We start from the raw sequence: 5,457 nt of genomic DNA on the forward strand, positions 1-5,457 counted from the left end.
CCCCGAACATATGTTTAAATCAATCACGTTTGATTGTGGAAAAGAATTCTCAAACTGGAAAGAAATGAGTAACTCGAATGATATCTCTATCTATTTTGCGGATCCTGGAACACCTTCACAACGCGGTCTAAACGAAAATTCTAATGGCATTTTGCGTCGAAATGGCTTCCCGAAAAAGATGGACTTTAACCAAGTTGACCAAAACTTCAGTTCAGCTGTTGCTTCAAAAAGAAATCACATCCCAAGAAAATCATTAAACTACCGGACACCATTGGAAGTGTTTTTGAGTGACGTAAATGAAGAACAATTGTCCAACTTAATTTGACAAATCATAGTTTATCTAGGATAGCTTCAAAACTTCGTCTGCTTTGTTTATTCTCTAAAACGAACTCGAGATAAGGGAAACATTCAAAAACTTCTAATTCCCACCACGAACCATAAGCAATCATATCGCCTCTAATTTCATTGTTTTTAAAGTCGATGGTGATGGAACATTCTTTCGTGGAAAGACCTGTGCGATACTCAAAATTGTATCGGTCAAAGTCGTAACTTTCGGGTGCGGTCGTTGAAATACATGTTTCACTGTAATCTAATTTCATTTTTAATCTCTCCCTTTGGTTTTTTTTGAGTAGTGTCAGATCTTTTTTTCTTGCGTGTTTCTTTTTTGTCAGTGAATGAAGTCGTTTGCTGTGCTTATTAAAAAGCCCCTCTATCTTTAAAAGATAAAGGGCGACTTGTCGTGCATTTTACCCTTTTCGTTTAAAGATAGAGGGGCTATAAGCAAAAGCAGTAAACGGCTAGCACATGAAAACAGAACGACGTGAGGGTCAAGAAACACGCGAAAAAATGGGTTTTATCAAGGGATTTGTGACGGTATTTGTTACAAATCCTTTCATTTGTTGACGTTTCTTTTTTCAATTATTTGAACTTAAATGGTAAACTAAAAATGATGACTAGTTAACGAAAGGATCGTGCTTATGAAAGACCAAAGAACCATCAAAAAAGAAAAGCAACGCATGTTTATCATCTTAGGTGACCTTTACGATGAACATAAGCCTCTTGATTATAAACACCCCGCAGGTTCTAATTCAGAATGTGAAACCTGTCAACGGATCGCAAAATGCAGTGATATTATTAACAAACTTGAAAAAGAAATTGATAAACTTGAACCTAAAAAAATAAAACAAGCCAGTCTTGCTTATTACGAACCGACTCAAAAAAGAGTTCCTATCAAAGTGAATAAATTTAAAGTGTTCCATGTCCGTACAAAAGAAGGTAATGAATACTATTACCGCGTCTTGACTAAAAAAGAAGTGCTAAAAGATTTCGATAAAGACGAACTGAAACACTTGGAATTAACAGTGATCGAAGAGTCCGACTGGGATTCTATTGTTTTAGAATCAGGAAAACAAGGGTTTGTTATTTTACAAACCATTATTCGTAAAGATAAAACAGGACGGATTGGTGAAAAATCTTACTCAAATGTTAAATCAATCAAAGAGTGTACCCGAAAAGAATCGGACGATTTCATTTTCTATGATGGTGAAAATCATGAAGAAGTCATTGTTTTTTGTGAACCATCTCCTGCACAACAGACAAAAAAAAGGAAACAAAATTCATATCGTTTCCAAACGAGGGTCATTTGCTATTGAACCAGAGACTTACCTCACTAAAAATGCGGTAGGACGATTGGATAGCTATGATAAAGAAGAATTCGAGGAACTTTATAATATTGCAGAGAAAAAGGTGTGGATCTCAATTTGAAAATTTCTGATTCGTCCCTATAATGAAACCTCATAGTACGTAGTATGAGGCATTTTAGTTAATTCTTATGAAAGGAAGATAATCATGCGACCAAAATATATCATTGAAGAAGAAAAACAACGTTTAATGGCTATTTTAGATGATTTACGCAGTGAACATAAAACAAAAACTTACGGTCATCGTGTGACAAAGAGTTCAGAATGTGAACTTTGTCTTCTGATTGCTACGTGTACTAAAACGCTTAACCAATTGAAAGAAGAAGCTTTTTACTACCCTAAAAAGAATGAAAAATTCACTGTGTTTCAAGTGGTGACTGAACAAGGTAAAGAATACTATTATCGCGTGATAGAGAAACAAGAAATTTTTAATTATTTTACAAAAAATGAGTGTCGTCACTTACAAATCTCTGTAGCAGACGAATTTTATTGGGATGGTGTTCAGTTGGCCACCGATAACTACGGGGCTATTCTTTTAAGTGAACTTGTTTCAAAAGATATGATGGGGTTTCTTGGTGTGAAAGATTATTCAGTAAAAGCCTCATATCAAGTATGTACGCCAAAAGAAGCCTATACATTTACACACTTTAGTGGCGAAAACGACAAAATCATTCGAGATTTTTGTCATCCTCATATCGTGGAAAGAACAAAAAAAAGAGGAAAACTACAAATTTTCGCACAAAAAGCGGCCTTTTCAATTGAGGCAAACACCTATCTAGTAAAAAATATACTTGGAGCTATCGAAGGTTATACGACAGAAGAATTTGAAAGATTGTACCACGTATCAAATAAAGAGAATAATGGAGACGCGCTTGCTTAAATACGAATAAAATTTAATGCCTGGTCTTTTAAAACACGTACATTACCGAACGATTTTCGCCTGCAGGGGAAAATAATGTTCGTATTTAAGGAGAGAAGGTATGAAAAAGATAACCATCTATACAGAAGCTCATTATTTTAAACAGGATCATGTGGCCTATGCGGGTTATGTGATTAAATACAAGGGGCATTATAAAACCCTGACAACGCATAGTGACGCGATTGATGAACAACTCATTTGTTTAGATATGCTTTGGCAAGCTGTCAGCACTTTAAAAGCAGGCTGTGATATTACTGTTGTTTCACGAAAAGAATTGCTTACAACGGATATGAGAGCGGGGACAGGCAGTAAATTATGGGAACATCTTAATAGTTTACGATTGCAACATGGCCATCGATACTCTTTTCCAACATCTCTATCTGATTCAGATAATTATTACTTAGATGCCATTCATGAGGCGTTCGCATCTAAAAAAGAAGAGAATCCTTTTTATTAATCACGATATTTTTAATTACACGTTACTACATTCATTTGAAAGCAACTACTTATGAGTAGTTGCTTTTTTATTGTAGCCATCCAATTAATGATGTGTGGCTATTTATTACAGTCAATCGTTTCTTTTCATCAACGTATATAACTATATTTAAGATACTTAAAGACTGTCTTTACGCAACGATATAGTTACTTTTTTAAAATAACTATACTTATTAGTAGTGATCTTATGCTAAAATTAGTATGTATTATCTAATAAATATATCGGGGGCGTTTTTATTGAAAAAAATAACAGCTTTATTATTTCTTTGTACCATCGTATTACTACTCACAGCTTGTGGGAGCTCAAAAAAATTAACTGACTATGTAGAAGTGAACTTTTCAGGAATTGACAGCAAAGGATCAGCATCAGCTTCTATTGATGAGGAAAAATTAATAAAAGATGTTTTTGATCTTGACTCTGTTAGTAATATTGCAGATGAAGAAGTGAAAAATGAAATTAAAAATATGGATGATTACTACAAAATTGAACTTGATAAAGACAAAAATTTATCTAATGGTGATGAAATAAAAGTAACTATCACAGTATATGAGGAAAAAACGAAAAAAAATAAAAGGTGGCGAAAAAACAATTAAAGTCACTGGTTTAGATAAACCAAAAAAATTAACTAATAAAGAAGTTGAGAAAAACCTTGTTATCAACTTTACAGGTGCTAGTGGGAGAGGAACTTCAAAAATAGATAATGTATTTGACAGTCCATTAGATTCTGTTGAGTTTGAAATTAAAAATGATGGTTACTTAAAGAATGATGATAATGCGACTATTATTTTAGATAAAGAAGTTATTTCTGAATTAAACGACAATGGCTATGTGTTAGAGGATAACTTTGCTCCAAAATTTAAAGTACAACATTTAGATAACGTATTAAAAAATGCAAAAGATATCGCCAATATGAAAGACATTACACGAATGATTAATGAAGAAGTTAATAGGTCTTATGAGGATAGTCATGTAGAAGATTCATGGGGTACTCGATATGAAGTGAAAAAAGAGACGCTTATGTACCGACAATTTGATAAAGATACAGATTCTGAAAGCTCATCTTATACAATGTTTGATTCTTCAACAACAAACGGGAATTTAATAGGTGTTTTTAGTATAAAAGAATACTCTGGTGGCACTGAAAGTAAACTAGAAGACAGTTATACCGCCATAGTTGGATTTTCAAATATTATTGCAGACGACAAAAACAAAGTAAATGTAGCAGATATGGAAGCATTATCTGATGAAAAAGACGATACTTATTCGTTAGAATCTGTTCTTAAGTTGTATGAAGGTTATGGTTACGAAAAAGTGCAAGAATAACGTCTTTAATTAAATGAAAAAGTGAAAAAAATATTTTACTACAAAAAAAGCGACTCATTATTTTAAATGAGACGCTTTTCCTATTTTTAATTTAATAAAAAAGCACTTAAAAAAAACTACTATGAAAGCTACTGTAGACATTGTTAACCATAAGATACCGTTATTATATAATTTGAATTTTTTTGTGCAAATTTTTGAATTGATATATATTTGAGATAATAAATCTTCTTTTATTTTTTCAGGTGTTTCATCCTCTATTTTTTGTGTGAAGTCTTTAAATTCTTGATTTCCTATAGTTTGAAAATGCATTAATGAATCTGTAATTATTTCATCTTCTTCAAATTCTTCAATATCAATTCTTCCTTTTAAGGCTCTCATCAAGAATATGAAAGATCCAATTATAAAAACTATAAAACATAGAATACTTAACAAATTTATGATCCAAAGTGAAAATATATACATGTTTTCGGAATATCGAGGAGATTAAACTGTATTAAAAAAATCATACCCTTTTATAAAAGTACTGCTAGATATAAAACCTGCAAGTAATATTCCAAGAAAAGCCAGAGCAAATGATACTTTTGTATCGCAATTATTTATCCATACACTTACACTTTCTAATTTTTTTTCTAGATATTCATTGTTTTTTCCCCCATTATAATAATCACATCCTAATTTAATATATTAATTACATCTATCTTGGAATGGCAACAGTAAATTGAACAAAAATTATAAGGGCTGTAATTTAAATTCGGTAGGCGTTAAATAACCCAATGTTCCATGAATACGGATGTTGTTAAACCAATGAACGTAATCATTTAATTCAAGTTCTAGCTGATTAAGATTGGAAAAGTGAGCTTGGTTTGCGAATTCTGTTTTAAACACTTTGAATGTTGCTTCCGCTACAGCGTTATCGTAAGGACAACCCTTCATACTTAGTGAACGTTGAATATTAAATGTTTCAAGCGCTTCATCAATCAACCGATTATCAAATTCTTTCCCTCGATCCGTGTGAAACA

9 protein-coding genes are annotated in these 5,457 nt (G+C 32.3%); 6 read left to right on the plus strand and 3 right to left on the minus strand.

The genetic code is table 11. The annotated features are described in order from the left end of the window. Positions 1-325 (plus strand): IS30 family transposase (locus BCAMP_RS10550; RefSeq protein WP_035315520.1); only part of this gene is annotated, 325 nt, incomplete at its 5' end. A 4-nt stretch (positions 326-329) separates the two neighbouring features. On the opposite strand, the gene BCAMP_RS10555 is transcribed toward BCAMP_RS10550, so the two are convergent. Beyond that, the gene (locus tag BCAMP_RS10555; RefSeq protein ID WP_035315522.1) at positions 330-599 is read right to left on the minus strand and encodes a hypothetical protein; all 270 of its coding nucleotides are present in this window, start codon (positions 597-599) and stop codon (positions 330-332) included. Positions 600-977: 378 nt separating this feature from the next. Between BCAMP_RS10555 and BCAMP_RS10560 the strand changes: the two genes are divergently transcribed. The 5 genes from BCAMP_RS10560 (at position 978) to BCAMP_RS10580 (ending at position 4,438) form a co-directional block, all read left to right on the plus strand. Beyond that, positions 978-1,652, plus strand: coding sequence for a hypothetical protein (locus tag BCAMP_RS10560; RefSeq protein ID WP_035315524.1), 675 nt, complete (start codon positions 978-980; stop codon positions 1,650-1,652). A 196-nt stretch (positions 1,653-1,848) separates the two neighbouring features. After that, complete coding sequence (locus tag BCAMP_RS10565) at positions 1,849-2,580, plus strand: hypothetical protein (protein WP_035315526.1); 732 nt, start codon at positions 1,849-1,851, stop codon at positions 2,578-2,580. A gap of 100 nt (positions 2,581-2,680) precedes the next feature. Next, positions 2,681-3,076, plus strand: a complete 396-nt coding sequence (locus BCAMP_RS10570) for a hypothetical protein (RefSeq protein ID WP_035315528.1) — start codon at positions 2,681-2,683, stop codon at positions 3,074-3,076. 275 nt (positions 3,077-3,351) lie between these two features. Further along, complete coding sequence (locus tag BCAMP_RS13975) at positions 3,352-3,708, plus strand: hypothetical protein (protein WP_035315529.1); 357 nt, start codon at positions 3,352-3,354, stop codon at positions 3,706-3,708. Then, positions 3,662-4,438, plus strand: a complete 777-nt coding sequence (locus BCAMP_RS10580; protein WP_035315531.1) for a hypothetical protein — start codon at positions 3,662-3,664, stop codon at positions 4,436-4,438. Before BCAMP_RS13975 ends, BCAMP_RS10580 begins: the two co-directional genes overlap by 47 nt. A gap of 57 nt (positions 4,439-4,495) precedes the next feature. On the opposite strand, the gene BCAMP_RS10585 is transcribed toward BCAMP_RS10580, so the two are convergent. Together BCAMP_RS10585 and BCAMP_RS10590 are read right to left on the minus strand one after the other, a co-directional pair. Continuing rightward, a complete protein-coding gene (locus BCAMP_RS10585) occupies positions 4,496-4,900 on the minus strand; it encodes a Pycsar system effector family protein (protein ID WP_269479293.1) in 405 nt (134 codons plus the stop codon). 267 nt (positions 4,901-5,167) lie between these two features. Continuing rightward, positions 5,168-5,457 (minus strand): IS3 family transposase (locus BCAMP_RS10590; protein ID WP_035315534.1); only part of this gene is annotated, 290 nt, incomplete at its 5' end.

Source organism: Brochothrix campestris FSL F6-1037 (assembly GCF_000525915.1).
Lineage (GTDB): Bacteria > Bacillota > Bacilli > Lactobacillales > Listeriaceae > Brochothrix > Brochothrix campestris.

Excerpts from the sequence above, each read along its gene's own strand:
- BCAMP_RS10555 (WP_035315522.1), bottom strand. The coding sequence starts at position 599 with ATGAAATTAGATTACAGTGAAACATGTATTTCAACGACCGCACCCGAA.
- BCAMP_RS10560 (WP_035315524.1), top strand. The coding sequence starts at position 978 with ATGAAAGACCAAAGAACCATCAAAAAAGAAAAGCAACGCATGTTTATC.
- BCAMP_RS10565 (WP_035315526.1), top strand. The coding sequence starts at position 1,849 with ATGCGACCAAAATATATCATTGAAGAAGAAAAACAACGTTTAATGGCT.
- BCAMP_RS10570 (WP_035315528.1), top strand. The coding sequence starts at position 2,681 with ATGAAAAAGATAACCATCTATACAGAAGCTCATTATTTTAAACAGGAT.
- BCAMP_RS10580 (WP_035315531.1), top strand. The coding sequence starts at position 3,662 with ATGAGGAAAAAACGAAAAAAAATAAAAGGTGGCGAAAAAACAATTAAA.
- BCAMP_RS10585 (WP_269479293.1), bottom strand. The coding sequence starts at position 4,900 with ATGTATATATTTTCACTTTGGATCATAAATTTGTTAAGTATTCTATGT.